Annotated in this window: 25 protein-coding genes and 1 tRNA gene; 17 read left to right on the forward strand and 9 right to left on the reverse strand. The window is 63.1% G+C overall.

What is annotated here, in order from left to right; genetic code table 11:
- Positions 1-243: 243 nt before the first annotated feature.
- Entirely contained in the window at positions 244-1,296 is a 1,053-nt protein-coding gene (locus tag AC1DVW_RS24365) for a threonine aldolase family protein (protein WP_477326500.1), read from the forward strand.
- Between the two features lie 13 nt (positions 1,297-1,309).
- On the opposite strand, the gene AC1DVW_RS24370 is transcribed toward AC1DVW_RS24365, so the two are convergent.
- Together AC1DVW_RS24370 and AC1DVW_RS24375 are read right to left on the reverse strand one after the other, a co-directional pair.
- Positions 1,310-2,074 carry a sulfite exporter TauE/SafE family protein gene (locus AC1DVW_RS24370; protein WP_477326502.1) on the reverse strand — a complete coding sequence of 255 codons (765 nt, stop codon included), beginning with the start codon at positions 2,072-2,074 and terminating at the stop codon, positions 1,310-1,312.
- 198 nt (positions 2,075-2,272) lie between these two features.
- Positions 2,273-2,740 (reverse strand): Hsp20 family protein, encoded by a 468-nt coding sequence (locus AC1DVW_RS24375; RefSeq protein WP_477248458.1) that lies wholly within the window; start codon positions 2,738-2,740, stop codon positions 2,273-2,275.
- Between the two features lie 465 nt (positions 2,741-3,205).
- On the opposite strand from AC1DVW_RS24375, the gene AC1DVW_RS24380 reads away from it, so the two are divergent.
- Positions 3,206-4,162: an alpha/beta fold hydrolase gene (locus tag AC1DVW_RS24380; RefSeq protein ID WP_477326504.1), complete on the forward strand. Its 957-nt coding sequence runs from the start codon at positions 3,206-3,208 to the stop codon at positions 4,160-4,162.
- A gap of 21 nt (positions 4,163-4,183) precedes the next feature.
- Here AC1DVW_RS24380 and AC1DVW_RS24385 read toward each other — a convergent pair whose 3' ends face one another.
- The 3 genes from AC1DVW_RS24385 to AC1DVW_RS24395 form a co-directional block, all read right to left on the reverse strand.
- Entirely contained in the window at positions 4,184-4,696 is a 513-nt protein-coding gene (locus tag AC1DVW_RS24385) for a DUF1579 domain-containing protein (protein ID WP_477326506.1), read from the reverse strand.
- Positions 4,697-4,801: 105 nt separating this feature from the next.
- Positions 4,802-5,575, reverse strand: a complete 774-nt coding sequence (gene hisN / locus AC1DVW_RS24390; RefSeq protein ID WP_477326508.1) for a histidinol-phosphatase — start codon at positions 5,573-5,575, stop codon at positions 4,802-4,804.
- A gap of 329 nt (positions 5,576-5,904) precedes the next feature.
- On the reverse strand, positions 5,905-6,846 hold the full coding sequence (locus tag AC1DVW_RS24395) for an N-formylglutamate amidohydrolase (protein ID WP_477326510.1): 942 nt from the start codon (positions 6,844-6,846) through the stop codon (positions 5,905-5,907).
- Positions 6,847-7,009: 163 nt separating this feature from the next.
- On the opposite strand from AC1DVW_RS24395, the gene cpdR reads away from it, so the two are divergent.
- Both cpdR and AC1DVW_RS24405 read left to right on the forward strand, forming a co-directional pair.
- Positions 7,010-7,372 carry a cell cycle two-component system response regulator CpdR gene (gene cpdR, locus AC1DVW_RS24400; protein ID WP_010911372.1) on the forward strand — a complete coding sequence of 121 codons (363 nt, stop codon included), beginning with the start codon at positions 7,010-7,012 and terminating at the stop codon, positions 7,370-7,372.
- A 104-nt stretch (positions 7,373-7,476) separates the two neighbouring features.
- A tRNA-Val gene (locus AC1DVW_RS24405) sits at positions 7,477-7,551 on the forward strand.
- A gap of 188 nt (positions 7,552-7,739) precedes the next feature.
- On the opposite strand, the gene AC1DVW_RS24410 is transcribed toward AC1DVW_RS24405, so the two are convergent.
- Both AC1DVW_RS24410 and AC1DVW_RS24415 read right to left on the reverse strand, forming a co-directional pair.
- A complete protein-coding gene (locus tag AC1DVW_RS24410) occupies positions 7,740-7,946 on the reverse strand; it encodes a hypothetical protein (protein ID WP_477326512.1) in 207 nt (68 codons plus the stop codon).
- A 186-nt stretch (positions 7,947-8,132) separates the two neighbouring features.
- Positions 8,133-9,296, reverse strand: coding sequence for a dihydrodipicolinate synthase family protein (locus tag AC1DVW_RS24415; RefSeq protein ID WP_477326514.1), 1,164 nt, complete (start codon positions 9,294-9,296; stop codon positions 8,133-8,135).
- Positions 9,297-9,535: 239 nt separating this feature from the next.
- Between AC1DVW_RS24415 and AC1DVW_RS24420 the strand changes: the two genes are divergently transcribed.
- The 13 genes from AC1DVW_RS24420 to AC1DVW_RS24480 all read left to right on the forward strand — a co-directional run bounded on the left by AC1DVW_RS24420 (position 9,536) and on the right by AC1DVW_RS24480 (position 24,214).
- Positions 9,536-10,591: a LacI family DNA-binding transcriptional regulator gene (locus tag AC1DVW_RS24420; protein ID WP_477326516.1), complete on the forward strand. Its 1,056-nt coding sequence runs from the start codon at positions 9,536-9,538 to the stop codon at positions 10,589-10,591.
- The gene (locus AC1DVW_RS24425; protein WP_477326518.1) at positions 10,588-11,604 is read left to right on the forward strand and encodes a Gfo/Idh/MocA family protein; all 1,017 of its coding nucleotides are present in this window, start codon (positions 10,588-10,590) and stop codon (positions 11,602-11,604) included. Before AC1DVW_RS24420 ends, AC1DVW_RS24425 begins: the two co-directional genes overlap by 4 nt.
- Positions 11,605-11,651: 47 nt before the next feature.
- Positions 11,652-13,202, forward strand: coding sequence for an acyl CoA:acetate/3-ketoacid CoA transferase (locus AC1DVW_RS24430; RefSeq protein WP_477326607.1), 1,551 nt, complete (start codon positions 11,652-11,654; stop codon positions 13,200-13,202).
- A complete protein-coding gene (locus tag AC1DVW_RS24435; protein WP_477326520.1) occupies positions 13,195-13,971 on the forward strand; it encodes an enoyl-CoA hydratase/isomerase family protein in 777 nt (258 codons plus the stop codon). The genes AC1DVW_RS24430 and AC1DVW_RS24435 overlap by 8 nt, the downstream gene beginning before the upstream one ends.
- A 16-nt stretch (positions 13,972-13,987) precedes the next feature.
- On the forward strand, positions 13,988-15,499 hold the full coding sequence (locus AC1DVW_RS24440) for an aldehyde dehydrogenase family protein (RefSeq protein WP_477326522.1): 1,512 nt from the start codon (positions 13,988-13,990) through the stop codon (positions 15,497-15,499).
- 58 nt (positions 15,500-15,557) lie between these two features.
- A complete protein-coding gene (locus tag AC1DVW_RS24445) occupies positions 15,558-16,811 on the forward strand; it encodes an ABC transporter substrate-binding protein (protein ID WP_477326524.1) in 1,254 nt (417 codons plus the stop codon).
- Positions 16,812-16,963: 152 nt separating this feature from the next.
- Entirely contained in the window at positions 16,964-17,914 is a 951-nt protein-coding gene (locus AC1DVW_RS24450; protein ID WP_477326526.1) for a carbohydrate ABC transporter permease, read from the forward strand.
- Positions 17,911-18,855, forward strand: coding sequence for a carbohydrate ABC transporter permease (locus AC1DVW_RS24455; RefSeq protein WP_477326528.1), 945 nt, complete (start codon positions 17,911-17,913; stop codon positions 18,853-18,855). The genes AC1DVW_RS24450 and AC1DVW_RS24455 overlap by 4 nt, the downstream gene beginning before the upstream one ends.
- A gap of 4 nt (positions 18,856-18,859) precedes the next feature.
- Positions 18,860-19,975: an ABC transporter ATP-binding protein gene (locus tag AC1DVW_RS24460; RefSeq protein WP_477326530.1), complete on the forward strand. Its 1,116-nt coding sequence runs from the start codon at positions 18,860-18,862 to the stop codon at positions 19,973-19,975.
- Positions 19,976-19,980: 5 nt separating this feature from the next.
- The gene (locus AC1DVW_RS24465) at positions 19,981-21,483 is read left to right on the forward strand and encodes a GMC oxidoreductase (RefSeq protein ID WP_477326532.1); all 1,503 of its coding nucleotides are present in this window, start codon (positions 19,981-19,983) and stop codon (positions 21,481-21,483) included.
- Positions 21,480-22,241: a 3-ketoacyl-ACP reductase gene (locus AC1DVW_RS24470; protein ID WP_477326534.1), complete on the forward strand. Its 762-nt coding sequence runs from the start codon at positions 21,480-21,482 to the stop codon at positions 22,239-22,241. Before AC1DVW_RS24465 ends, AC1DVW_RS24470 begins: the two co-directional genes overlap by 4 nt.
- Positions 22,242-22,253: 12 nt before the next feature.
- On the forward strand, positions 22,254-23,882 hold the full coding sequence (locus AC1DVW_RS24475) for a GMC family oxidoreductase (RefSeq protein ID WP_477326536.1): 1,629 nt from the start codon (positions 22,254-22,256) through the stop codon (positions 23,880-23,882).
- Positions 23,883-23,896: 14 nt separating this feature from the next.
- Positions 23,897-24,214: a Dabb family protein gene (locus tag AC1DVW_RS24480; protein WP_477326538.1), complete on the forward strand. Its 318-nt coding sequence runs from the start codon at positions 23,897-23,899 to the stop codon at positions 24,212-24,214.
- On the opposite strand, the gene AC1DVW_RS24485 is transcribed toward AC1DVW_RS24480, so the two are convergent.
- Entirely contained in the window at positions 24,201-25,046 is an 846-nt protein-coding gene (locus tag AC1DVW_RS24485; protein WP_477326540.1) for an EamA family transporter, read from the reverse strand. The two genes, AC1DVW_RS24480 and AC1DVW_RS24485, sit on opposite strands and share 14 nt — an antisense overlap.
- A gap of 7 nt (positions 25,047-25,053) precedes the next feature.
- On the reverse strand, positions 25,054-25,965 hold the full coding sequence (locus tag AC1DVW_RS24490) for an endonuclease/exonuclease/phosphatase family protein (RefSeq protein WP_477326542.1): 912 nt from the start codon (positions 25,963-25,965) through the stop codon (positions 25,054-25,056).

Consider the following 25,965-nt stretch of genomic DNA (forward strand, 5'->3'; position numbering starts at 1 on the left):
AAGACAGCACTACTGTCCTAAATTTTTATGACAGAAATCCTGGGAGCGCACAAGACCGATTCACAAAAATCTTGGACATTCCGCGACAGAAAATTACGTGAAGCATGGAGAAAACGTAACCTTCAATCGCCGCCCTATCCGGGGCGGCTGCGGTGGCTTTACCGATTTTCCAGCGCCTGGCTCTTGCGAGCGGCATGCGAAAGCAGCCAAGGTCAACTCGATTTCCCCAGCACAGGCAGATACATGATTTTCGCTTCCGACAATTGGGCAGGCGCCCATCCCAGCATCGCCGCCGGCCTGTCGGCCCATGCCGGCGGGTTTTCCACCGCCTATGGCGACGGCACGCTCGACCAGGCTGTGTACCAGCGCTTCAACGAAATCTTCGAGCGCGAGGTCGCGGTGTTTTTCGTCGCCACCGGCACCGCCGCCAATGCTCTGTCGCTGACCGTGTACAACAAGCCCGGTGGCCTGTCCTTCTGCCACCGCGAATCACATATCGTCGAAGACGAATGCGGCGCGCCGGAACACTTTTCCGGTGGCTCGCGTTCCTGTGCCGTCGACGGCGCGCTGGGCAAGATCGACCCCCGCAATCTGGAAAAGGCCGTTGGCCGCTTCGCCCCGGAAATCGTCCATTGGGGACGGCCGATGGCGGTGTCTATCACCCAGTCGACCGAGGTCGGCACCCTCTATTCCCTTGATGAAATCGCGCGGATTTCGGCGATTGCCAAACACCACAAGCTGCCGCTGCATATGGATGGCGCCCGCTTTGCCAATGCGCTGGTCGGGCTCGACACCACGCCGGCCGAAATGACCTGGAAACGCGGTGTCGACATCCTCTCTTTCGGTGGCACCAAGAATGGCTGCTGGTGCGCCGAGGCGATCGTGCTGTTCGATCTCGACCGCGCCAAGGAATTGGCCTTCCTGCGCAAGCGGGCGGCACAATTGTTCTCGAAGTCGCGCTTCATCGCTGCGCAGTTCGACGCCTATTTCCGCGGCGGTCTCTGGCTCGACACCGCCCGCCACGCCAATGCGATGGCGGCGCGCCTCGCCGCCGCACTCGAGGATTCGCCCTCGGCGCGGCTGGCCTGGCTGCCGCAGGCCAACGAGGTCTTCGCGGTGATGAAAAAGGCCGAGGCCGAGAGAGTTCAGGCGGCGGGTGCCGCTTTCTACGATTGGCACAAGCCCCACGGTTTCGACGGCCATGTCGGCGAGGACGAAGCGCTCTATCGCTTTGTCACCAGCTTCGCCACGACCAGCGAGGACGTCGCGCAGTTCGAGGCGCTAATAGGCGCATAATCTCCGGGGGGATCTAGGCGAGGACAGGCCTGAGCAGCAGCTCAAGGCCAAGCAGGATCAGGAAGATTAGAAACCAGCGCCGGAAGGTCTCCGGGCTGATCTTTTGCCTGAGGACCTGACCCAGCCACATGCCGAGCAAGGCCGGCGCGACGGCCAGCGACGACATGGCGATATGCTCGACCTGGAACGCGCCATGCGAGGCAAGGCCAACCGCAAGCGCGATGGTCGACACGGTGAAGGAAAGTCCGAGCGCCTGGATCAAATCGTCCCGGCTCAATCCCAGCGCCTGGACGTAGGGAACGGCAGGAACCACGAACACGCCTGTGCCACCCGTAACAATCCCGGTGATGAAACCGACGACAGGCGACATCAAGCGCTCGGCCGATGCCGGAACCGTCAATTGCCGCGCCAGCAGCGTATAGGCGGCATAGACGATCAGCGCCGCGCCAAGGCCCGCGGTCGTCCATTTGACGTTGTCGCTGGCCAGCAGCCTTGAACCAGCCATCGTGCCGATGACGATGCCGATCATCATCAGCCACAGCCGACGCAGGATCGACGCGAAGCTCGGGCCGGCGAACAGCTGCCAGACATTGGTGACGAAGGACGGCACGATCAGCAGCGAGGCCGCCGCGACCGGCGGCATGATCGTGCCGAGCAGCCCCATCGCCAGCGTCGGCAGTCCCATGCCGGTGACGCCCTTGACGAGGCCGGCAAGCAGGAAGGTGACGGCAATGGTGGCCGTCAGCGCCAAGGAGAAATCGGACGAAAAATCAGACATCGCCCTTCATGGGAAGGCGGCGCGCACTGCAAAAGAGCCAGAACTCATGGTTCTGGATGGCAGAGATTCGGTACAACAAAAAAGCGGCGCCTTTCGGCGCCGCTTTCGTCTTGGGAGGAGACGCTTTGTCTCTAGTTTTTATGCATGTCGTTGTCCTAAAACCGCTACGCACTTTTGGGCGACATGCATTGGGCTGCGTTACGCAGCGGTCTTGGCCTCGATCTGCTTGGCCTTCGCCGAAGACGCCGTGATCGCGATCTTGCGCGGCTTCAGCTCTTCGGGAATGTTGCGCTTGAGGTCGACGAAGAGCAGGCCGTTCTTCAGCGAAGCGCCGACGACTTCGACGTGGTCGGCAAGCTGGAAACGGCGCTCGAAGGCCCGCGAGGCAATGCCGCGATAGAGCAGCTCGGAGCCTTCGCCGGTGCCCTCTTCCTTGCGCTCACCCTTGACGGTCAGCACGTTGCGATGGGCTTCGATCGAGATTTCCTCGTCCGAGAAGCCGGCAACCGCCATCGAGATGCGATAGGAATCCTCGCCGGTGCGCTCGATATTGTAGGGCGGATAGGTCTGTGCGCTTTCGGGCTGCGCAAGCGAATCGAGCATGGTGAAGAGGCGGTCGAAACCGACGGTCGAGCGATAGAGCGGGGAAAAATCAACGTGACGCATGAGGTGTTCTCCTGTTGAGCAACATGGTTTGCGTATGGCCGGTGCGAAACCCTTGAGCGGCGTTTCGGCTGGACCAGCGGCCCCGACATTGGCGACCGCATCCAACATTTGGGGAGCGGTCGAAAGCATTTCAAGATTTTGCCTGCTGATGGGTTTTGTCCCTCGATGAACGGCAGATGAACCGCGGCTTCGGCACGCGTTCAGCTACCCGGCGCTAGAGTGTGTTCAAGACTAGGAACAAGCGGCGCCCGACAAGGCGCCGCAACGGGGCCGAACCGGGGGTAACGTCCCTTCCTCCCGGATCGACAGAGGCCGGAAGCATGCCGCAGGCGGCTTCCGGCCTTGCTCGTTGCCGGGCCCGGCTCTGCCCATCTCCCGGAAATCCTTTGCTTTTGACGCATGGCCGTCTATCACCATGGCGACGCCTCGCTGGGTCAGGCGAGACACCAAAAGACAAAGCGCCGAATGACGGACCTCTTCCACCAGACTCCAGACAATCCGTCACCGGAAAACGCTGCCGGCGGCTTTTTCACCACCCGCGACCGCAAGACGATCCGCTACGGCCTCTTTCCTGCGGTGACCCGCCCGTTGAAAGGCACCGTGGTCCTGCTCACCGGCCGCAACGAGTGCATCGAGAAGTATTTCGAGACCATCCGCAACCTCGCCGACCGGGGCTTTGGCATTGCCACCCTCGACTGGCGCGGCCAGGGCGATTCCGACCGGCTGATCCGCGACCGCCAGCGCGGCTATGTCCGCAGCTTCTATGACTACACCGGCGATCTGGAGCAGTTCTTCGAGGAAATCGTGCTGCCCGATTGCCGTGGGCCGTACTACATCCTGGCCCATTCGACCGGGGCGGTGATTGCGCTGCTCGCCGCGCCGTCGATGGTGAACCGCGTGCGGCGCATGGTGATGATCGCGCCCTTCTTCACCGTGCCAGACCTGCCGGTATCGATAAGAACGGTGCGCCGCGTCTGCTCCGTTTTGTGTCTTCTCGGCCTCGGCCGGCTTTACGCGGCATGGGGTCCGCGACCAAGGGAAACGGCACCGTTCGCCACCAACAAGGTGACATCGGACCCGGAGCGATATCGACGCAACACTGGGATTTACGAGACCTATCCGCAACTCGCGCTTGGCGGCCCGACCATCCGTTGGCTGAAGGCCGCAGCTGAGGCGACCGAAATCGTCAGCGACCCGGATTTCATGGCCAGGATCCAGGTGCCCCTGCTGATGATCGCCGCCGGCGGCGATCAGGTCGTCTCGACCAAGGCGGTGGAAGCCTACGCCAGACATTTGCGTCTCGGCTCCCTGCTGATGATCGACGGCGCCCGCCATGAAATCCTGCAGGAACGGGATATCTACCGCGAGCCGCTGCTCGCCGCGTTCGATGCGTTCATCCCCGGAACCGACGACAACGCGTGACCGCAAGAAGCGCCCCGGCGTTCATGTCTGGCCGGCGAAGTCCATGATCCAGTTGGTTTCCCATGTCTTGCCGCCATCCGGTGAAAAGGCCTGCTCCCAGCGGGGCGAGTCTCCCGTGATCCGCGACCAGAGAAAGCGAACCTGGATCGGACGGCCTTCGAAGACGTCCTCGCACAGAAACGTGCCGACGCCGTCGGCAAAGGTGCCGCGCATCGGCACATCGATGGTCAACGGGTTGCGGCCGTCGATCCACCAGATCGACCATTGCCTCGTCTCCGGATCGAAGGTCCGGAGCGTGGCGGCGCGATAGCTGCCACCGGGCAAGTCGATGACGTTGTCGTCGAAATTGCCGAGGCCGCCGAGGATCGGCCGCGTGTCGCACGTCCCGCCAAATGCATCCCAGTTGGTGTCGCCGGCAAGCCGCTTGCGCAACCGTCGATGACTGACAGCCCAGCGACCGAAGAAAAAATCGAAATCGGCCCGGCCGTCGGCCGGAGCATTGTCGGAGCGGCTGGCTGTTGACGGCGTCGGCATGTGTAGTCCTCCCTCTGGCGATACCTCCATAGCGGAACCCTCCTGACACCTTCCTGTCAGGAGGGTTGGCTAATCGCCTGAGGATTTTGCCACTGTGGCGGCGCGCTATCCGCGCAGCGCCGCCATCGCAGCAGTGTGAAGCTCCGGTGTCGCCGCAGCCAGGATGTCGCCACCCTTTTCCGCCGGTCCGCCCTCGAAAGTGGTGACGACGCCGCCGGCCTTCTCGATGATCGGGATCAGCGCCACGATGTCATAGGGCTTCAAGCCGGGATCGGCGACGATATCGACGCTGCCGGACGCGATCATCGAAAAGGCATAGCAATCGGCGCCGTAGCGGACGAGCTGGACCTGCTTCTCGAATGCGTCAAAGCGCTTGCGCGCCTCGCCCTTGAACAGTGCCGGCGTGGTGGTGAACAGCGTCGCTTGGGAAATATCCGTCGTTTTGCGTGTCGCCAGCTTTCGCGGTCCACCGGGACCCTCATAGTAGGAACCGGAAGCGTTGGCGTAGAACAGCTCGCCGGTGAAGGGCTGCGACATCATGCCGGCGACAGCATCGCCGTCGACCGTCAGTCCGACCAAAGTTCCCCACACCGGCAGGCCGGAGATGAAAGCGCGCGTGCCGTCGATCGGATCGATCACCCAGACATGCCTGCTCGAGATGTTCTCGCTGCCATGCTCTTCGCCAAGAATGCCATGGTCGGGATACTCCGCTGATATCAGCGCCCGGATGACGCGCTCGGCTTCACGGTCAGCCTCGGTGACCGGGTCGAAGCTGCCCGCCTCCTTGTTGGCGACCGCGCCTTGCTGGCGGAAGCGTGGCAACGTCTCGGCGGCGGCGGCATGAGCAATGCGCCGCATGAAGTCGATGCTGATGTCCAACTGATTCTCCCGCTTTGCGGCATGCCCGAGCGGGCTCTGCCGGCACTTTCCTGACAAAACAAGCCCATTTATCGATTTATCCGTCGCGACAACTGTTGCCAGAATGTCACATCATCGTCATCGAAACGCAATTTCCACATCACTCTGAATTAAAAAAGCCTGAAGGTCGCTTGACATTTGTGCAGCGCACAATACCCTGGACCTCGGACAGGTTTTCCTGTCCATGCCCTCCTTGGGCGTTTCCTCCCTAGACTTCGACCGTGTCGTGCAAACGATGCGGTCTTTTTTTACGCCCGGCATGGCTGGCGGACCGCACCGGGCTCGCAGCGCTATTCGGCGGCAAGCGGCAGGTCGACAAAGTGGTGATCGGGCATCGCCATCAGGTCGGCCGAGAACCGCGCCAGATCGTCGGCAAGCGCATCGAAGCCGGCGGTTTTCTGGAACGTCCGCTCGTTCATGTAAAGACCGCGATTGACCTCGATCTGCAGCGCGTGGAGATGGCGCGCCGGCCGACCATAGTGTTCGGTGATAAAACCTCCGGCATAGGGTTTGTTGTGGGCAACGGTATAGCCCATGCCGACGAGCAGGCCGATCGCCGTCTCGGTCAGCGCCGGCGAGGCGGAAATGCCGAACCGGTCGCCGATGATGAAATCCGGTCGCACCCCGTTGTCGCCAACCCTTATGCTGGCAGGCATCGAGTGGCAGTCGATCAGCACGGCATAGCCGAACCGCGCATGGGTTCTGGTCAACAGCCGCTTCAGCGTCTCGTGATAGGGTTTGTAGACGGTTTCGATGCGCGCCACCGCCTCTGCCAGCGGCAAGCGGCCGGAATAGATGTCGAGCCCCTCCCCCACCAGCTTGGGTACGGTGCCAAGCCCGCCGGCCACCCGCGCCGAGCGGATGTTACAGAAGGACGGCACTGGTTCGGCGAACATGCGCGGATCGAGTTCCCACGGCTCGCGGTTGACGTCGAGATAGGCGCGCGGAAAATTTGCCGCCAGCATCGGCGCGCCAAGCGCGACGGCGCCGCCGAACAATTCATCGACATAGCAATCCTCGGATCGGCGGATGGCGTTTCGATCCAGCCGTGCCATGGCCAGGAAGCGGTCGGGGTAATAGCGGCCGCTATGCGGAGAATTGAAGAGGAAGGGAACGCGCTGCTCGGCGCCCGAACGGATTTCGAAGGGTGGAACGACCGAAAAATCCTCGGCTGCCGTCTTCAATTTGATCGAACCCGGAAACACCAGTGCATCATGATGGGAAAGTGCCATCTCGCTCGCCCCATGTCCAGCATTTCGGCGGCCAAAACACTTTGTAGAATGCGGATTTGGCTTCTCCTCGTTCACTTGATCTTTACCGTCACCTCCTCATATACAGGATGGTTAACAGGCTTGCCCAACGGCAATGTCTGGCGGGTGATTCGGACGGGATAAGATGGCACGCATTCTTCTGGCGGAAGACGATGACGATATGCGCCGGTTCCTCGTCAAGGCACTGGAGCGCGCCGGCTACCAGGTCAGCGATTTCGACAATGGCGCCAGCGCCTATGAGCGGCTGCGCGAGGAGCCTTTCTCCTTGCTGTTGACCGATATTGTCATGCCCGAGATGGACGGCATCGAACTTGCCCGCCGCGCCACCGAGATCGACCCCGACCTCAAGGTCATGTTCATCACCGGCTTCGCCGCCGTTGCGCTGAATCCGGATTCCAAGGCGCCGAAAGACGCCAAGGTGCTGTCGAAGCCGTTCCATCTGCGCGACCTCGTCAATGAGGTCGAGAAGATGCTGCACGCCGCCTGAGGCGTTTTTGGCGGGCCTTTGCCGCCGCGACAAAGCGAGCCTCTCTTTCCCCTTTCCTGCTATTGACGCGCTGGATCAAAAATGGTGTATGCGCGGCTTCGGATGGGCGTGTAGCTCAGCGGGAGAGCACTGCATTGACATTGCAGGGGTCACAGGTTCAATCCCTGTCACGCCCACCATCCAACAACCAGCTTGTCTGCACCGCATGTGTTGATTGACCTTGGTGACGTCGATCGTGGCCTCGACTTTTCGGGCTCAGGTCCAGTGCCGCTCTGGTTGGCAACGCTAGTCTAGTCGGCACCTGTGAACCCGGCGTTTGAATGCGGACCGTCCAGGCTTGAGCCGAGACAGACCGGCAGCGATCAAATCATTGCGGCCGCGGGTCGGGCGTATGTCCCTGCGGGCGACCACCCCTGCCTTCCTTGCAGGTCGCATCGCCAAGGCCGCAGCATTTGCCGTTGTAGGTGACTTTCGGCTTCAGGTTGTCGCATTCCGGTGGGGTGGTTGTCTTGCAGCCTGCCAGCACCGAAACGGCGATGGCGGCAAGAAAGACGTTTCTTGAAACAATAAACATGGGACGTTCTCCTTGAGGGATTGCGTTTCTACGCAGCGCTATGTCGCGTCCCGAAACGGATTGGTTCAAAGGAACCCCAAAATTTGTCGGCGGGGTCTTTACCCCGGGGCGTAGGCAGGCGGGCACAGCAATGCGACCGCCGCTGAAACTTCACAGCCGTAACGCAGACTTATGGGGCTGCGGCGATCAGATACCTGCCACGGTGCAGAAGCTTCTCATCCGGGCGACAGCAAGCTCCGGATCGGCCAGCAACCCAGCCTGATCGGCAAGCCGGAACACATCGGCATAGTGGCATATGCCGCGCGCCGACTGCATGCCGCCGACCATCGCAAAATGCTGCTGATGGCCATTCAGCCACGCCATGAAGACGATACCGGCCTTGTAGTATTCGGTCGGTGCCTCGAAGATTTTCCGCGCCAGCGGCACGGTCGGCGCCATCAGCGCGTCGTAGCCGGCGTGGTCGCCGGCAGCCAGCTTCGCCAAGGCCGCATTGGCGACTGGCGCAATGGCGTCGAAAATGCCGAGCAGTGCGTGCGAGTGTCTTTCGCCGTCGCCGGCAATCAGTTCGGGGTAGTTGAAGTCGTCGCCGGTGAACATGATGACGCCGTCAGGCAGCCGATTGCGCAGCGCGATCTCCTTGCCGGCATCGAGAAGCGAGATTTTTATCCCCTCCACCTTGTCGGCATGGCGTTCGATGATGGCGACGACCGTATCGAGCGCGGCGTCGAAATCATGGCTGCCCCAATAGCCTTTCAGTGCCGGGTCGAACATGTCGCCCAGCCAGTGCAGGATGACCTTGCCGGAGGCCTGGCTCAAGATTCGATCGTACACACGCACATAGTCGTCCGGGCTCCTGGCAACGGCCGCGAGCGCGCGGCTGGCCATCATGATCGCCTTGCCGCCCAGGCCTTCGATGAAACCGAACTGTTCTTCATAGGCTGCTATGACGTCGTCGATTGTCCTGGCTGTGCCCGGCACCAGATGGTCGGTGCCGGCGCCCGAGGCGAGATCGGCGCCCTCGACGGTTCGCGCCTCGGCGATCGAGCGGCGGATCAACTCCTGTGCATTCGACCAGTCGAAACCCATGCCGCGCTGCGAGGTGTCCATCGCCTCGGCGATGCGGAAGCCGAGCCGCCACAGATGATGGCGAAACGCCATCGTGCGCTCCCAGTCGACCGCCGGCTTGGACCACGGATCGGCCATGGCGAACGGATCGGCAACAACATGAGCGGCGGCATAGGCGATGCGCGAGAACCGCGCGCCGACCGCCGGCTGCACCGGCTGCACCGGCTGGCCGACAAGGCGATAGCGGCTGCTGCGGCCGCCCTCTCCTGGCAAGGAAATGTCCATCGATCTCTCCCTTGGCTGCGCCCTATAAATGGAACGTTCCAATAAATCAAGAACCTTTGTGATTCATGTTCGATGCGTCGCAAATGCTGCAACGCACCACGAAAACCCTTGATGTCGGCCATGTTCAGACCTTATCCGATCAAATTTTCAGATTTGGAAAATTCCCGATTGACTCAAATCCATGACCCGTATTAGAACGTTCCAATAAATTCGATCAAAAGCCGGGAGGATGCATCTGGATGGCCAGCCGGGCCAAGTCGACGATACTCGACATCGCTCGCGAGGCTGGCGTGTCCAAGTCGACGGTGTCGCTCGTGTTGCAGGGCAGCGGGCTGATTCGGCCTGAAACGGCCAGCAAGGTCCGCAAGGCGATCGAGGATGTCGGCTATGTCTACAACCGCGGCGCCGCCAATCTGCGCAAGTCTCATTCCAATGTTATCGGCATGGTCATCAACGATCTCACCAACCCCTTTTTCGCCGAACTGGCGGTCGGCATGGAGCGCGTCTTCCAGTCGGCCGGCATCGTGCCGTTCATCGCCAACACGGCTGAAAATCCCGTGCGCCAGGAAGAAGTGCTGAAGTCGCTGATGGAGCAAGGTGTCGCCGGGCTGATCGTGTCACCGGCGCGTGGCACCACGCCGGGCGCCTTCCGGCGCATCGAGGCGGCGGGCCTTCCGGTGGTCTTCGCCATGCGCCGCTTGCCTGAAAGCCGCATCCCGGTGATCGCGCCGGACAATCATCGCGGTGCCTATCTCGCCACCGCCCATCTGATCGGCAAGGGGCATCGCCGGCTGGCCTTCTTCGGCGGTTCGTCAGACCTGGTTGTCTATCACGAGCGGCGGGGCGGATTTCGCGAGGCCTGCGCGACGCTTGGCATCGCCGCTGCAGACACGCTGGTCGTCGAAGGCGAGACCAACCGCAGGGGCGGCATTGCTTGCCTCGAGACGGCCCTCGCAATGGCCGAGCCGCCGACTGCTGCGCTGTGCTTCAACGACGCCGTTGCCTTCGGCGCCATGCTGGCGCTGCGCAAGCGCGGGCTGGAGCCCGGTGCGGATTTTGCCGTCGTCGGCTTTGACGATGTGGCCGAGGCCGAGCATTACATGCCGGCACTGACCAGCGTCGCGGTGGACTCCGCGGGCCTCGGCGAGCGCGCCGCCCACGTCATGTTGAAGATGATCCAGTCGCGCACCACACGCGCCGAAGACCATATCGGCGCCGTCAATCTCGTGGTCAGGGACAGTTGCGGCCCGGACCGCACAGGAAATCTTCGTGCGGGATTGGGAGACGCGGCATGAGCGTCAGATGGGGACTGATCGGCGCCAGCACGATCGCAAAGCAATTCATGATCGGCGCCATCCGCGCGCAGGCCGATGGCGAGATCGCGGCGGTGATGAGTTCCAGCCCGGAGCGCGCAGCCGCCTATGCCAGCGAGAACGGCATTCCGCTCGGCGTCTCGACGCTCGACAGCCTGCTGAAGTCGGACATCGACGCCGTCTACATCTCGACCACCAATGAACTGCATCTCGAACAGGCGCTGGCTGCCATCAAGGCGGGAAAACATGTGCTGTGCGAGAAGCCGCTGGCGCTGACCAGCGCCGATGCGCGCAAGATGCTCGCGGCCGCCAAAGCCGCCGGAATCGTGCTCGGCACCAATCATCATCTGCGCAATGCCGGCTCGCATCGGGCCATGCGCGACGCCATCGCTGCCGGCCGCATCGGCAAGCCGATCGCCGCACGCGTCTTCCATTCCGTCTACCTGCCGGAGAATCTGCAGGGCTGGCGCATCACCAGGCCGGAGGCCGGTGGCGGCGTGGTGCTCGACATCACCGTGCACGACGCCGACACGCTGCGCTTCGTGCTCGGCGACGACCCTGTCGAGATTTCGGCCTTCACGCAGACCGCCGGCATGGCCGGCGGCGGGCTAGAAGATGGCGCCATGTGCATCTGGCGTTTCAAGTCCGGGGTCATCGCCCAGTCGCATGAAGGCTTCACCACGAAATTCGCCGGCACCGGCTTTGAGGTGCACGGTTCCGAAGGCTCCCTGATCGCCAGCAATGTGATGACCCAGAAGCCCATCGGCACCGTGCTGCTGCGCACCGCAAAGGGCGAGGAAGAATTGAGCTTCGATCGCGAAGATCTTTATGCCCGTTCCCTGCGCCAGTTCCATGCCGCGATCCGTGGCGAAGGCCAGCCATCCGCCACCGGTGAGGACGGCGTCTGGTCGCTGACATCAGCCGAAGCGGCGTTGCAATCAGCCAAATCCGGCAAGGCGGTCGCGATCGATCCGAAACTCGGGAGTGCCGCTTGAGCAAGCTCGTCTCAGCAGCGCAGGCAGCAGGCCTGATCAAGGACGGCATGGTCGTTTCCGTGTCGTCGTCGAGCGGCCTTGGCTGCCCGGACGCCGTGCTGGCCGCCATCGGCGAGCGCTTCGACGCGGAAGGCCATCCGAAGAACATCACCACACTGCACCCGATCGCCGCCGGCGACATGTACGGCATCAAAGGCATCGACCATCTGGCCAAGCCCGGCCTGTTGAAGCGCACACTGTGCGGCTCCTACCCGTCCGGCCCCTCCTCGTCCGAACCGCCGCAGATATGGAAGATGATCGGCGACAATTCGGTCGCCGCCTACAATGTCCCGTCCGGCATTCTGTTCGACATGCACCGTGAGGCCGCGGCCAAGCGGCCGGGCGTGCTGACCAAGGTTGGCCTCGACACTTTTGCCGACCCACGCCATCAGGGCTGCGCCATGAACGCGGCCGCCAGCGAACCGATCGTTTCAGTGCAGCTGTTCGATGGCGATGAATGGCTCTATTTCCGCTCGATCGTGCCGCATGTCTCGATCATCCGCGCCACCACGGCCGACGAGCGCGGCAACCTGACCTACGAGCACGAAGGCGCCTATCTCGGTGGCCTCGAACAGGCACTGGCAGCCCGCAACAATGGCGGCGTCGTCATCGCGCAGGTCAAGCGCGTCGTCGAGAACGGCACGCTGAAGCCGCATGATGTGCGCGTGCCCGGTGTCTTGGTCGACCATATCGTCGTCGCCCCCGACCAGTTGCAGACGACGCTGACGCCCTACGACCCGGCCATATCAGGCGAAATCTTCCGGCCGCTGTCGAGCTTCCGCAACGCGGAAATGAACGTCCAGAAGGTGATTGCGCGCCGCGTCGCCCTGGAATTGCGCGACGGCATGGCCGTTAACATCGGCTTCGGCATCTCCGCCAATGTGCCGCGCATCCTTCTTGAGGAAGGCCAACACGGCAAGGTCACCTGGGTGATCGAACAGGGCGCCGTCGGCGGCGTGCCGCTGCTCGACTTCAAATTCGGCTGCTCGTCCAATGCCGACGCCTTCATGCCGTCGCCACACCAGTTCATCTATTTCCAGGCCGGCGGTTTCGACGCCTCGCTGCTGTCCTTCCTGCAGATCGACCGCCACGGCTCGGTCAACGTTTCGAAGCTTTCGGCAAGGCCGCATGTCACCGCCGGCGCCGGCGGTTTCGTCGACATCACCGCGCGGGCGAAGAAGATTGTTTTCTCGGGTTTCTTCAACGCCGGCGCCAAGCTGTCGCTGGCCGATGGCGGCATCCGCATCGACGCGGAAGGCAAGGTCAAGAAGGTGGTCGCAGAGGTCGAGCACATCTCCTTCTCCGGCAAGCGCGCGGTCATGCAGGGGCAGGACATCACCTATGTCACCGAGCGCTGCGTCATGAAGCTGACGCCCCAAGGTCTGGTGGTGACTGAACTTGCCCCCGGCATCGACCTGCAGCGCGACGTGCTTGCGCAAGCCGAGATCCCGCTCGGCATCGCCAAGGACCTCAAGACGACACCGGAAGCCCTATATCGGGACCAGCCGATCGGCCTGTCGCTGAATGGCGGCGCTTCGCTCGGAGACGCACATGTCTGAGCGTCTCGTCACCTTTGAAACCGACGGCGCCATTGGCATCGTCACGCTGCGGCGGCCGGAGAAATTCAACGCGCTGGACATTCAGATGCTGCGGGCGCTGGAAACGGCACTCGACGAGGCGGAAGCCGCTAATGGCATCCGCGTCGTGCTGCTCTGCGGCGAAGGCAAGGGCTTTTGCGCCGGTGGCGATGTCGAGGCCTGGGCGCAGATGAGCGCCGCCGATTTCCAGGTGCAATGGGTGCGCTACGGCCATCGCGTCTTCGATCGTCTGGCGCGGCTCAGGCAGCCGACCATCGCCGTGCTGTCCGGCCACGCGCTGGGCGGCGGGCTGGAACTGGCTGCGGCCTGCGACTTCCGTGTCGCCGAGGCGCAGGTGAAACTGGGCTTCCCCGAGACGTCGATCGGCGTCGTCCCCGGCTGGTCCGGCACGCAACGCGCCGTGCGCCGCTTCGGCGCCCAGACGGTGCGCCGCATGGCGCTCGGCGGCGAGGTTTTTCTGGCGGCTGAAGCGCTGGCGCTGGGCATCGTCGACCGGGTGGTTGAAACCGGCAAAAGCCAAGCGGACGCCAAGGCCTGGGCCGGAAAAATCGCCGAACGTGGCCCGCTGGCGACGGAGGCCGCCAAGCTGATGATCGCTGTGGCCGAAGGCGAAGAAAGCGCTGCCGCAGTCGAGGCATTGGCCAGCGGCTTCATCGCCCTGACCGGCGATCTCAAGGCCGGCGTCGAGGCTTTCAAGGCCAAGCAGAAGCCCGTATTTTCAAGATCCTAGAGAAGAACAAAACCTGATGAACGCACTCCTCAAGATCGCCATGCCCGCCGAGGCGTCAGCTGCGCCGAAAACCTACCGGCTGCTGATCGACGGCAAGCATGTCGACGCCCGCGACGGCCGCACGCTGGAGCGCAAGAGCCCCGGCCATGGCTTCACCGTCTCGCATTATGCGCAGGCCGGCGAGGCGGAAGTCGAGCAGGCTGTGCTCGCCGCGCACAAAGCCTTCGAGACCGGCCCGTGGCCGCGCATGAAGGCGGCCGAGCGCGCCGCGATCCTGCTCAGGGCAGCCGACCTGATCGAGGCGCGGCTGGAGGAGATCGCCCGGCTGGATGCGCTGGAATCCGGCAAGCCGATCGCCCAGGCGCGCGGCGAGATCGGCGGCGCCGTCGACATCTGGCGCTATGCGGCAGCGCTTGCCCGTACGCTGCACGGCGAGACCTACGCCAATCTCGGCGACGCCATGCTGGGCGTCGTGCTGCGCGAACCGATCGGCGTCGTGTCGATCATCACGCCATGGAATTTCCCGTTCCTCATCGTCAGCCAGAAACTGCCTTTCGCGTTGGCCGCAGGCTGCACGGCAGTGGTCAAGCCGAGCGAAATGACCTCGGCCTCAACCTTCGTTCTTGGCGATATCCTGCTGCAGGCTGGCATGCCGAAGGGCGTCGTCAACATCCTTGCCGGTCTCGGCGCCGATGTCGGGGCACCGATGGTCAGCCATCCCTTGGTCGAGATGGTGTCGTTCACCGGTTCCACCCGCGTCGGCAAGATGACCATGGCGTCCGCGGCGCAGTCACTGAAGAAAGTGTCGATGGAACTCGGCGGCAAGAACGGCCAGATCGTCTTCCCGGACGCCGACCTTGAAGCGGCCGCCGACGCGGCGGTGTTCGGCGGCTTTTTCAACGCCGGCGAATGCTGCAATGCCGGCAGCCGGCTGATCGTGCATGAGGCGATCGCCGACGATTTCCTGAGCACGGTGAAGGCGCTCACCGCCAAGGTGATTGTCGGCGATCCGCTCGACGACCGCACCAAGGTCGGCGCGATGATTTCGGCCGACCATCTGACAAAGGTAGCCGGCTATGTCGCGGCGGCGGCAATCGATGGCAGCGATGTCTATAGCGGCGGCAAGCAGCTGGCCTCGAATGCCGGCCAGTATCTCGATCCGACCATCATCCGTGGCGTCACCGAGGACATGGCCATCGCGCGCGAAGAGGTGTTCGGGCCGGTGCTCTCGGTGCTGACTTTTGGATCGATTGAAAAGGCGTTGCACATCGCCAACAACACGCCCTATGGTTTGTCGGCGGGTGTGTGGAGCGCCAGCATCGACACTTGTATGTCGGTGGCGCGTGGAGTGCGTTCGGGGACCGTCTGGGTGAATACGTTCATGGAAGGTTATCCCGAGTTGCCTTTCGGAGGCTACAAGCAATCCGGCCTCGGGCGCGAACTCGGCAAGCGTGCCGTCGAGGACTATACCGAGGAAAAGACAATCCAGTTTCATCGCGGCCAGCGCACCGGATGGTGGGTCGGCTGAGTTGGGAGACCCCGGCGGACATCCGCCGGTTATGTGCATGCAACAAGGGAGGAAGTACATGTTGCGCAAACTGCTTATCGGAACGGCTCTCGCATCGGGCCTGGCTTTCACGGCCCATGCCGAGGACGTCAAGGAAGTGCAGATGCTGCATTGGTGGACGTCGGGCGGCGAAGCAGCTGCTCTCAACGTCCTCAAGGGCGACCTGGCCAAGGAGGGCTTCGCCTGGAAGGACGTGCCGGTGGCCGGCGGTGGCGGCGACGCTGCCATGACCGCTCTGAAGGCGATGGTCGCGGCCGGCAATTATCCGACAGCGTCGCAGATGCTCGGCTATACCGTGCTCGACTATGCCGCTGCCGGCGTCATGGGCGACCTGACCGAGACGGCGAAGAAGGAAGGCTGGGACAAGTCGGTTCCGGCGGCCCTGCAGAAGTTCTCGGTCTATGACGGCAAGTGGGTCGCGGCTCCGGTCAACGTCCACTCGGTCAACTGGGTGTGGATCAACAAGGCCGTGATGGACAAGATCGGCGGCACCGAGCCGAAGACCTTCGACGACTTCATTGCCCTGCTCGACAAGGCCAAGGCGGCAGGCGTCATCCCGCTCGCTCTCGGTGGTCAGAACTGGCAGGAAGCCACCATGTTCGACTCGGTCGTGCTGTCGACCGGTGGACCTGACTTCTACAAGAAGGCCTTCAACGACCTCGACGACGAGTCGCTCAAGTCCGACACGATGAAGAAGTCGTTCGACAACCTCGCCAAGCTCGTCACCTATGTCGACCCGAACTTCTCGGGCCGCGACTGGAACCTTGCCACCGCCATGGTCATCAAGGGCGATGCCCTGGTACAGGTGATGGGTGACTGGGCCAAGGGCGAGTTCAACGCCGCCAAGAAAACACCGGGCACGGACTTCCTGTGCTATCGCTTCCCGGGCACCGACGGCTCGGTGGTTTATAACTCCGACATGTTCGGCATGTTCAACGTTCCGGACGACCGCAAGGCCGCCCAGATCGCGTTGGCCACCGCCACCCTGTCGAAGAGCTTCCAGTCGGCCTTCAACGTCGTCAAGGGTTCGGTTCCGGCCCGTACCGACGTTCCGGACACCGACTTCGACGCCTGCGGCAAGAAGGGTATCGCCGACCTGAAGGCTGCCAACGAGGGCGGCACGCTGTTCGGCTCGCTCGCCCAGGGCTATGGCGCGCCCCCGGCGGTCGCCAATGCCTACAAGGACGTTGTCTCGAAGTTCGTCCATGGTCAGATCAAGACCTCGGACGAAGCCGTGACCGAGCTGGTCAAGGCGATCGACGACGCCAAGTAAGCGCTATGCCTGAAAACACCTTCCCCGCTCCGGCGGGGAAGGTTCCACCTCAGGATTGGCCGGCTCGACACCATGCCGACCGAAGACCCGTATGCACGGGACGCCTTGCCGCCTGACGGCAGAGCACGGACGACCCGAAACGGGAGGAGCTCATGAGCACGCTCGCAACAAGCCAGATCAAGCTGACGCCGGAGCGGTCGCGCCCCTCGGTGCGCACGCGCCTGCAGGACGCGCTGCCGAAGATCGTGCTGGCGCCGAGCTTCGCCATCACCATCGTCTTCGTCTACGGCTTCATCCTGTGGACGATCTATCTGTCCTTCACTAACTCCAAGACCTTCCCGTCCTATGTCATCACCGGTTCGCGCGCCTATCAGCGGCTGTGGGGCTGGACCTTCGACACCGACCCGCCATCGAGCTGGTACACGTCGATCACCAATATGGGCATTTTCGGTTTTCTCTACATCTTCATCTGCCTGGCGCTCGGCCTGTTCCTGGCCATCCTGCTTGACCAGAAGATTCGCGGCGAAGGCGTGCTTCGCCCCATCTACCTCTACCCGATGGCGCTGTCCTTCATCGTCACCGGCGTTGCCTGGAAATGGTTCCTCGATCCCGGTCTCGGCCTTGAGCAGACACTGCATCAATGGGGCTGGACAAGCTTCCATTTCGACTGGATCAAGAACAAGGATTTCGTCATCTACACCGTGGTCATTGCCGGTGTCTGGCAGGCCTCGGGCTTCATCATGGCGATGTTCCTGGCCGGCCTGCGCGGCATCGATGGCGAGATCATGAAGGCGGCGCAGATCGATGGCGCCACGACCTTCCAGCTTTATCGCCGCATCGTCATTCCGATGCTGCGGCCGATTTTCCTGTCGGCCTTCATCGTGCTCGCCCACCTCGCCATCAAGTCCTACGACTTGGTCGTCGCGCTGACCAGCGGCGGGCCGGGCGGCTCGGCCTGGCTGCCGTCCAACTTCATGTATGAGTACACCTTCAAGCGCAACGAGATGGCCGTCGGCTCGGCAAGCGCCGTGATCATGCTGATGACCATCGTCGCCATCATCGTGCCCTATCTCTACTCGGAACTGCGGGAGAAACCGCGATGAGCGCCGTCACCACTCCCGCCCGCCAAAGCTCCGGCGGCATCAACATGAAGATTGTCAACCGCGTCGTCATCTACGGGCTGCTGGCGCTGTTTGCGCTGTTCTACCTGATGCCGCTGTTCGTCATGCTGGTGACCTCGTTCAAGACCATGGACGAGATCCAGAACGGCAACATGCTGGCACTGCCCAAGGCACCGACCTTCGACCCGTGGTTGAAGGCCTGGGGCGAGACCTGCGTCGGCCTCACCTGCGCCGGCATCAAGGGCTATTTCTGGAACTCCATCAAGATGGTGGTTCCCGCGGTGCTGATCTCGACCATGCTCGGCGCGCTCAACGGCTACGTCTTGACCAAATGGCGTTTCCGGGGTGCCACGCTGGTCTTCGGGCTGATGCTGTTTGCCTGCTTCATCCCGTTCCAGTCGGTGCTGCTGCCGATGGCGACGATCCTCGGCAGCGTCGGCCGCTTCGGCGTGACGCTGCAAAACTCGATCGGAACGAGTTTCGGCCTCGGTAATTCGACGGTCAATCTCGTCTTCGTCCATGTCGTCTACGGCATCGGCTTCACCACCTTGTTCTTCCGCAATTACTACGAGGCCTTCCCGACGGAGCTGATCAAGGCCGCACAGGTCGACGGCGCCTCCTTCTTCCAGATCTTCCGTCGCATCATGCTGCCAAACTCGATGCCGATCTTCGTCGTCACCGTGATCTACCAGTTCACCAACATCTGGAACGACTTCCTGTTCGCCTCTGCCTATGCCGGCACCGGCGACGCGATGCCGATGACGGTGGCGCTCAACAACGTCGTCAACACCTCGACCGGCGTCGTCGAATACAACGTCAACATGGCGGCTGCGATGATCGCGGCATTGCCCACCCTTCTCGTCTATGTGCTCGCCGGCCGCTACTTCGTACGCGGTCTCATGGCTGGCGCCGTCAAAGGATAATCCGATGGCTTTTCTGGAAATTGATGGTTTGAGGAAGCGCTTCGGCCAGGTCGAGATCCTGAAAGGGATCGACGTCGAACTGGAAAAAGGCGGCTTCCTGGTGCTGGTCGGCCCGTCCGGCTGCGGCAAGTCCACGCTGCTCAACACCATTGCCGGGCTGGAGACGATCACGTCGGGCGAAATCCGTGTCGACGGCCGCCAGATCAACGATCTGCACCCTTCGAAGCGCGACATCGCCATGGTGTTCCAGAGCTATGCGCTCTACCCGAACATGACGGTGGCCGGGAACATCTCCTTCGGCATGGAGATGCGCGGCGTACCGGCGGACGAGCGCCAGAAGGCGATCGACAAGGTGGCCAAGGTGCTGCAGATCGGCCACCTGCTGCAGCGCAAGCCAAGCCAGCTTTCCGGCGGCCAGCGCCAGCGCGTCGCCATGGGCCGGGCGCTGGTGCGCGACCCAAAACTGTTCCTGTTCGATGAGCCTCTCTCCAACCTTGACGCTAAATTGCGCGTCGACATGCGCATCGAAATCAAGCGCCTGCACGCCACCACCGGCACCACCATCGTCTACGTCACCCACGACCAGATCGAGGCGATGACGCTGGCGACCAAGATCGCTGTCATGCGCGACGGCGAGGTGCAGCAATTCGGCACGCCGGCCGAGATCTACAACAACCCCAGCAATCTGTTCGTCGCCGACTTCATGGGCTCACCGGCGATGAACCTGATCCCGGCGACCATCGGCGCCAGCGGCAATGCGCTGTCCGTCGTGTTGCAGCGCGAGGCGCGCGAGCCGATCTCGCTGCCAATGGCCAATGCGCCGGCGGGTCTCTCGGCATTCCAGGGCAAGCCGATCATCTTCGGCGTCCGCCCGGAAGCGCTGACCGATCCAGAGGGCGCTGAACGCAACGCCTCCAACATCGCCACCGCCGACCTGCACATCGAAGTGGTCGAGCCTGCAGGCTCCGACACTTTCGCGGTCACCAATCTCGGCGGCAAGCCCGTTGTAGCGCGGCTGCGCGCCGACGCCAACATCCAGCCCGGCACCAGCACGCTGCTCGCCTTCAACCTGACCAAGGCAGTGTTCTTCGATCCGGCGACCGAGAACCGCATTCGCTGACGACGATGGCAAATCCCGACATCGTCATCATCGGCTCCGGCATTGGCGGCGCCACGATCGCGTCCGGCCTTGCCGGCAGCGGCGCCTCGATCCTGATGCTGGAGCGCGGCGAGAAGCTGCCGGCAACGCTGCATGCGCGCGACACGCGCTCGATCTTCGTCGACGGCCACTACCGGCCGAAGGAGATGTGGCGCGAGGCCGGCGGTGCCGCCTTCAACCCCGGCAACTACTACTATGTCGGCGGCAATTCGAAATTCTATGGCGCCGTGCTGATCCGCTATCGCAAGGAAGATTTCGCTGCCATGGAGCACTTTGGCGGGGTGTCGCCGGCCTGGCCGTTTTCCTATGACGAATTCGAGCCCTGGTACTCGAAAGCCGAGCAGCTGTTTCGCGTGCGCGGCACGCTGGGCGAAGACCCGACCGAACCCTTCCACTCGATCCCCTATGCCTTCAAGCCGGTGCCCGACGAGGCACCGATCGCCCGCGCCCGCGCTGAACTCAAAGGCCTCGGATTGCATCCGGCCTCGCTGCCGCTCGGCGTCGACATCGACACTTGGCTGAAGGAGGGCAAGACCGGCTGGGACGCGTTTCCGAACACCGGCCAGGGCAAGATCGACGCGCAAACTGGACCGCTGACGGCGGCCCTCAAGGACACCAACATCCGGCTCGAAACCGGCTGCTATGTCGAGTACCTCGAAGCGGCGCCCGACGGCAAAAGCATCGCCGCCATCCATTACCGACAGAACGGCGAAGCGAAGAAAGTCTCGCCAAAACTGGTCATCCTCTCCGCCGGTGCGGTCAATTCCGCCGTCATCCTGCTGCGCTCGCCCTCAGCCGATGGCAAAGGCCTCGCCAACCGCTCCGACCAGGTCGGCCGCAATTTCATGAACCACAATTCGAGCGCCATGCTGGCGATCGATCCGCGTCGCCGCAACGATTCCGTCTACCAGAAGACGCTGATGCTGAACGATTATTACTTGTCCGACGGCAAGGGCGGCAAACCGCTCGGCAACGTCCAGCTGCTCGGCAAGATCGACGGCAACATGCTGAAGGCCAACGTCAAGCTGGCGCCAAAATTCGCGCTGGATTACATGGCCGGTCACGCCGTCGACTGGTACCTGATGTGCGAGGATCTGCCCGATCCCGAAAGCCGCATAATGGTCGACGGCAAGGATATCGTCATGCAGTGGCGGCGCTCCAACATGCAGTCACTGGACGGCCTGACCAAGGTGATGCGCGAAAATTTTCGCGCCCGTGGTTATCCGATCGTGCTGTCACGCCCCTTCGACAAGCGGACGCCCTCGCACCAGTGCGGCACGGTTAAGATGGGTGACGATCCGGCTACATCGCCTCTCGACCCGTTCTGCCGCTCGTTCGACCATCAGAATCTGTTCGTCGTCGATGGCGGCTTCCTGCCCAACTCGGCCGCGGTCAATCCAGCGCTGTCGATCGCCGCGCAAGCGCTGCGCGTCGCCGACCACATCCGCAGAACGGAACTCGCGGCATGACTCGCCCCGTAGCCATCGTCACGGGCGGTGCACGCGGCATCGGCCTTGCCTGCGCCGAGGCGCTGGCCGATGCTGGCTTCGATATTCTTGTGGCCGACCTTGCCGAGAACGCTGATCACGGGCTCGCCGCCAATATCACCAAGCGCGGCGCGAAATTCGCATACCATCGTTGCGACATCGCCGATCTCGACGGCCATACCGCGTTGGTCGATGCCGCGTTCAGCGCCTTCGGCCGCATCGACTGCCTCGTCAACAATGCCGGCATCGGCGCCGTTGTGCGCGGCGACCTGCTGGAACTGAAGCCGGAGAATTTCGACCGCGCCCTCGGCATCAATCTGCGTGGCACCGTGTTCCTCAGCCAGGCCGTCGCCAGGGCGATGCTGGCCAGACCGGGCGATCATCCGAAATCGATCATCACCATCACCTCGGTCAGCGCCGAAATGGCGTCGCCCGAACGGTCCGACTACTGCATCTCCAAAGCCGGGCTTTCCATGTGGGTGAAAAACCTCGCGCTGCGGCTCGCCCCTGAAAACATCGGTGTGTTCGAGCTGAGGCCGGGCATCATCCGCACCGACATGACGGCGGGCGTCACCGCCAAATACGATGCGCTCATCGACAGCGGGCTGGTGCCGGCAAAACGCTGGGGCGAAGCATCAGACATTGGCGCCGTGGTGGCGACGCTCGCTGGCGGCAAGCTCGGTTTTTCCACAGGCTCGATCATCAATGTCGACGGCGCGCTCTCCGTGCCGAGACTGTAAGTGGATGGTGTCATGACCGACTATATCATCGTGGGCGCCGGTCCGGCCGGCTGCGTTCTGGCCAACCGGCTGAGCGAGGATCCGGCCAATTCGGTGCTGCTGTTGGAGGCCGGCGGCAAGGACTGGCATCCGTACATCCACATGCCGGCGGGCTTTGCCAAGATGACCAAGGGCATCGCCTCCTGGGGCTGGTCGACCGTGCCGCAGAAGCACATGAAGGACCGCATCTTCTGGTACACGCAGGCCAAGGTCGTCGGAGGCGGCTCCTCCATCAACGCCCAGATCTACACGCGCGGCAATGCCCGCGACTACGATGCCTGGGAGAAGGAAGAAGGGCTCGTCGGCTGGGGCTATCGCGACGTGCTGCCCTATTTCAGACGCGCCGAGAACAACCAGCGCTATGCCAACGATTTCCATGGCGACCAGGGCCCGCTCGGCGTGTCGAACCCGATTTCGCCGTTGCCGATCTGCGAGGCCTATTTCCGCGCCGGCCAGGAGATGGGCATTCCCTTCAATCCGGATTTCAACGGCGCCACCCAGGAAGGTGTCGGCTACTACCAGCTGACCCAGAAAGACGCCCGGCGCTCCTCCGCCTCGGTTGCCTATCTCAAGCCGATCCGCGCTCGCAAGAACCTCACCGTTAGGACCGACGTGCTGGTGACCCGCATCGTCGTCGAGAAAGGTCGCGCCATGGGCGTCGAGATCGTGGACAGGCCGGGCGGCGAGACAAAAGTCCTGCGCGCCGAGCGCGAGGTGATCGTCTCGTCCGGCGCCATCGGCTCGCCGAAGCTGCTGATGCAGTCCGGCATCGGGCCGGCCGATCACCTGAAGTCGGTTGGCGTCACGCCCGTGCACGACCTGCCCGGCGTCGGCTCCAACATGCAGGACCATCTCGATCTGTTCGTCATCGCTGAATGCACCGGCGACCACACCTATGACAACTACGCCAAACTGCACCGAACAATATGGGCCGGCCTGCAATATCTGCTTTTGAAGAAGGGGCCGGTGGCCTCCAGCCTGTTCGAGACCGGCGGCTTCTGGTACGCCGACCCGACCGCCGCGTCGCCCGACATCCAGTTCCATCTCGGCCTTGGCTCCGGTATCGAGGCCGGTGTCGAGAAGCTCAGGAACCCGGGCGTGACACTGAACTCGGCCTTCTTGCGACCGCGCTCGCGCGGTACGGTGCGGCTGAAGAGCGGCGACCCGGCCGATCACCCGCTGATCGATCCGAACTACTGGTCCGACCCTTACGACCGCGCGATGTCGATCAAGGGCCTCAGGCTGGCGCGCGAGATCATGCGGCAGAAGGCGCTTCAGCCCTACGTGATGCGCGAGGTGCTGCCCGGCCCGACGCTCGCCAGCGATGACGAGTTGTTCGACTATGCCTGCCGCAGTGCCAAGACCGACCACCATCCGGTAGGCACCTGCCGCATGGGCCATGACGAGATGGCGGTAGTGACGCCCGACCTCAGGCTGCGCGGTATCGAGGGTTTGCGCGTCTGCGACGCCTCGGTGATGCCGCGCGTGCCGTCTTCCAACACCAATGCGCCGACGATCATGGTCGGTGAAAAGGGCGCCGATCTCATCCTTGGCCGTGAGCCGTTGCCGCCGGCGGTATTCTCGGGCAATCAGGCAGCGTAACCCAGAGGCAAAAAATGATCAGGCATTGTGTCTTCGCCAGATTCCGCAACGACGTCGACGCCGCCGAGCGTGCGGCGATCCACGCCGATCTCGAGGCGCTGCGCTGGGCGATCGACGGCATGGACAAGGTCGAATTCAGCGCCAATGTCAGCCCCGAGCCTTTCGCGCGCGGCTTCACCCACGGCTTCACCATCGACTTTCGCGATGCCGCCGCTCGCGACGCCTATCTGGTGCATGAAGCGCATCAGCGCGCCGGCGCCCGGCTGGTCGCCGCGCTCGAAGGCGGCACCGACGGGCTGATGGTGTTCGACCTCGAAATCAGCCAAGCCTGAGCGCGACGACGCCGGCGACGATGCTGAACGCGGCGGCAGCGCGCCAGCCCGTCATCTTCTCGCCAAGCGCGAACACCGAGATCATCATGGCGAACAGGATCGAGGTTTCGCGCAGCGACGCCACCGAGGCGATCGGCGCCTTGGTCATTGCCCACATGACGATCCAGTAGGCCGCACCGCTGAGCACGCCGGTAAAAAGCCCCGCCTTCCAGTCACGCGCCAGCACGGGCAGCGACTGCGGTCCGCGGAAGACGACGCACAAAACAAGCGCCCATGTCGCGTCGCAGATGAACAGCCAGGCGGCATAGCTCTGCGCCGTGGCAGCCAGCCGCGCGCCGCTGCCGTCGGACAGCGTATAGCTGGCGATGAAGATCGAAGTGCCGAGCGCAAAACCGACAGCGCGCAGGTTGAACCTTTCCAGATGCACGCCGCCGCGAAACGACATCACCAGCGTGCCGGCCGATAGCAGCAGGATCCCGGCTATGGCGAATGGGCCGGGAATCTCGGCAACGACGAACATGCCGCCAAAGGCTGCCAGCAGCGGCGCGGTGCCACGCGCCAGCGGATAGGTCTGGGCGAAATCGCCGGCCTTGTAGGCGCCGATCAGGAAGGTCCGGTAGCCCATGTGGAAGACCACCGAAGCGAGAATGAATGGCCAAACCTCGGCCTTCGGGAATTCGACAAAGGGCAACACGAAAAGCGCGGCAAATCCCATGCCTAATGTCATCAGCGTGATCGACAGGAAGCGGTCGAGATGCACCTTGACCAGCGCGTTCCAGGTCGCATGCATGGCGGCGGCGGCAAGCACGGCGAAGAAGACGAACAAGCTCATTGGCGGCTCATCCGCCGCCCTGCATGGCGAGTGGCGTTTCCAGGTCGATGTCGACGCGCAGCGGAAAATGGTCCGAGGCGATTTCGCCGATGTCGGCGCCGACCGAGCGCACGCGCCCGGCAAGCATGCCGCCGACAAAGCAATGATCGAGCCGGCGCTTTGTCAGACTGCCGTCAATGGTCTTCACATGAGTGTGGAAATCCGCCGGAGCTTCGCTGGCAACCGCCGCGGCATCGACGAACCCGTCGAGATAGGCGGCACCGCGATGATAGGGCGTGCTGCCGACGATGCGCCTATACTCGGCGCTGTCCGGCTCCATGTTGAAATCGCCCATCCAGATCGCCGCCAGTGGGTTTTCCGGCTCCGCTTCGCCATTGCTCCAGTTGCGCGCCGGTTCGTCGTCGACGCCGCTCCATGGGCCGCCGTCGGACCGCGCCCGGCGATGCTCGGCGAGCAGATAGTCGATCTGCTCCAGCCGCTCCTCGGCGGCGATATGCGCGAGATGCAATGAGAGAAACCGCACCGGACCGGCCGGCGTACGGATCATGCATTCGAGCCCAGCGTTGCGGGTGTTGAGTGGACGCAGTGTGCGGCGCAGCGGCAGCGTGTGCAGGCGCGACCAGACGATCGGCAACCTAGACAGCATCATGGTGCCGAATTGCCGGCGCCGGTTGACGAGGCGGCCGTCACGCCGCTCGCTGGCATCCATGTCGAAGGCCGGGCCGTAAACCCAGTGGTAGTCCGGTAGCAGGCGGGAAAGCAGCTCCGGCTGGTCGTCCTCGTTGCTCCGTTGCCAGTGTCGCTCCACTTCCTGCAGCGCGATAATGTCGGCGCCGGCAACGACGCGTGCCGCGCGCGCAAGGTCATAGCGGCCGTCGCTGCCGAACCCGTACTGGATGTTGTAGCTGACCAGCTTCAT

The sequence above is a fragment of the Mesorhizobium sp. P3_B5 genome, assembly GCF_056402815.1.

Coding starts and splice junctions, on each gene's coding strand:
- AC1DVW_RS24365 (WP_477326500.1), top strand. CDS start 244: ATGATTTTCGCTTCCGACAATTGGGCAGGCGCCCATCCCAGCATCGCC.
- AC1DVW_RS24370 (WP_477326502.1), bottom strand. CDS start 2,074: ATGTCTGATTTTTCGTCCGATTTCTCCTTGGCGCTGACGGCCACCATT.
- AC1DVW_RS24375 (WP_477248458.1), bottom strand. CDS start 2,740: ATGCGTCACGTTGATTTTTCCCCGCTCTATCGCTCGACCGTCGGTTTC.
- AC1DVW_RS24380 (WP_477326504.1), top strand. CDS start 3,206: ATGACGGACCTCTTCCACCAGACTCCAGACAATCCGTCACCGGAAAAC.
- AC1DVW_RS24385 (WP_477326506.1), bottom strand. CDS start 4,696: ATGCCGACGCCGTCAACAGCCAGCCGCTCCGACAATGCTCCGGCCGAC.
- AC1DVW_RS24395 (WP_477326510.1), bottom strand. CDS start 6,846: ATGGCACTTTCCCATCATGATGCACTGGTGTTTCCGGGTTCGATCAAA.
- cpdR (WP_010911372.1), top strand. CDS start 7,010: ATGGCACGCATTCTTCTGGCGGAAGACGATGACGATATGCGCCGGTTC.
- AC1DVW_RS24410 (WP_477326512.1), bottom strand. CDS start 7,946: ATGTTTATTGTTTCAAGAAACGTCTTTCTTGCCGCCATCGCCGTTTCG.
- AC1DVW_RS24415 (WP_477326514.1), bottom strand. CDS start 9,296: ATGGACATTTCCTTGCCAGGAGAGGGCGGCCGCAGCAGCCGCTATCGC.
- AC1DVW_RS24420 (WP_477326516.1), top strand. CDS start 9,536: ATGGCCAGCCGGGCCAAGTCGACGATACTCGACATCGCTCGCGAGGCT.
- AC1DVW_RS24425 (WP_477326518.1), top strand. CDS start 10,588: ATGAGCGTCAGATGGGGACTGATCGGCGCCAGCACGATCGCAAAGCAA.
- AC1DVW_RS24430 (WP_477326607.1), top strand. CDS start 11,652: ATGGTCGTTTCCGTGTCGTCGTCGAGCGGCCTTGGCTGCCCGGACGCC.
- AC1DVW_RS24435 (WP_477326520.1), top strand. CDS start 13,195: ATGTCTGAGCGTCTCGTCACCTTTGAAACCGACGGCGCCATTGGCATC.
- AC1DVW_RS24440 (WP_477326522.1), top strand. CDS start 13,988: ATGAACGCACTCCTCAAGATCGCCATGCCCGCCGAGGCGTCAGCTGCG.
- AC1DVW_RS24445 (WP_477326524.1), top strand. CDS start 15,558: ATGTTGCGCAAACTGCTTATCGGAACGGCTCTCGCATCGGGCCTGGCT.
- AC1DVW_RS24450 (WP_477326526.1), top strand. CDS start 16,964: ATGAGCACGCTCGCAACAAGCCAGATCAAGCTGACGCCGGAGCGGTCG.
- AC1DVW_RS24455 (WP_477326528.1), top strand. CDS start 17,911: ATGAGCGCCGTCACCACTCCCGCCCGCCAAAGCTCCGGCGGCATCAAC.
- AC1DVW_RS24460 (WP_477326530.1), top strand. CDS start 18,860: ATGGCTTTTCTGGAAATTGATGGTTTGAGGAAGCGCTTCGGCCAGGTC.
- AC1DVW_RS24465 (WP_477326532.1), top strand. CDS start 19,981: ATGGCAAATCCCGACATCGTCATCATCGGCTCCGGCATTGGCGGCGCC.
- AC1DVW_RS24470 (WP_477326534.1), top strand. CDS start 21,480: ATGACTCGCCCCGTAGCCATCGTCACGGGCGGTGCACGCGGCATCGGC.
- AC1DVW_RS24475 (WP_477326536.1), top strand. CDS start 22,254: ATGACCGACTATATCATCGTGGGCGCCGGTCCGGCCGGCTGCGTTCTG.
- AC1DVW_RS24480 (WP_477326538.1), top strand. CDS start 23,897: ATGATCAGGCATTGTGTCTTCGCCAGATTCCGCAACGACGTCGACGCC.
- AC1DVW_RS24485 (WP_477326540.1), bottom strand. CDS start 25,046: ATGAGCTTGTTCGTCTTCTTCGCCGTGCTTGCCGCCGCCGCCATGCAT.
- AC1DVW_RS24490 (WP_477326542.1), bottom strand. CDS start 25,965: ATGAAGCTGGTCAGCTACAACATCCAGTACGGGTTCGGCAGCGACGGC.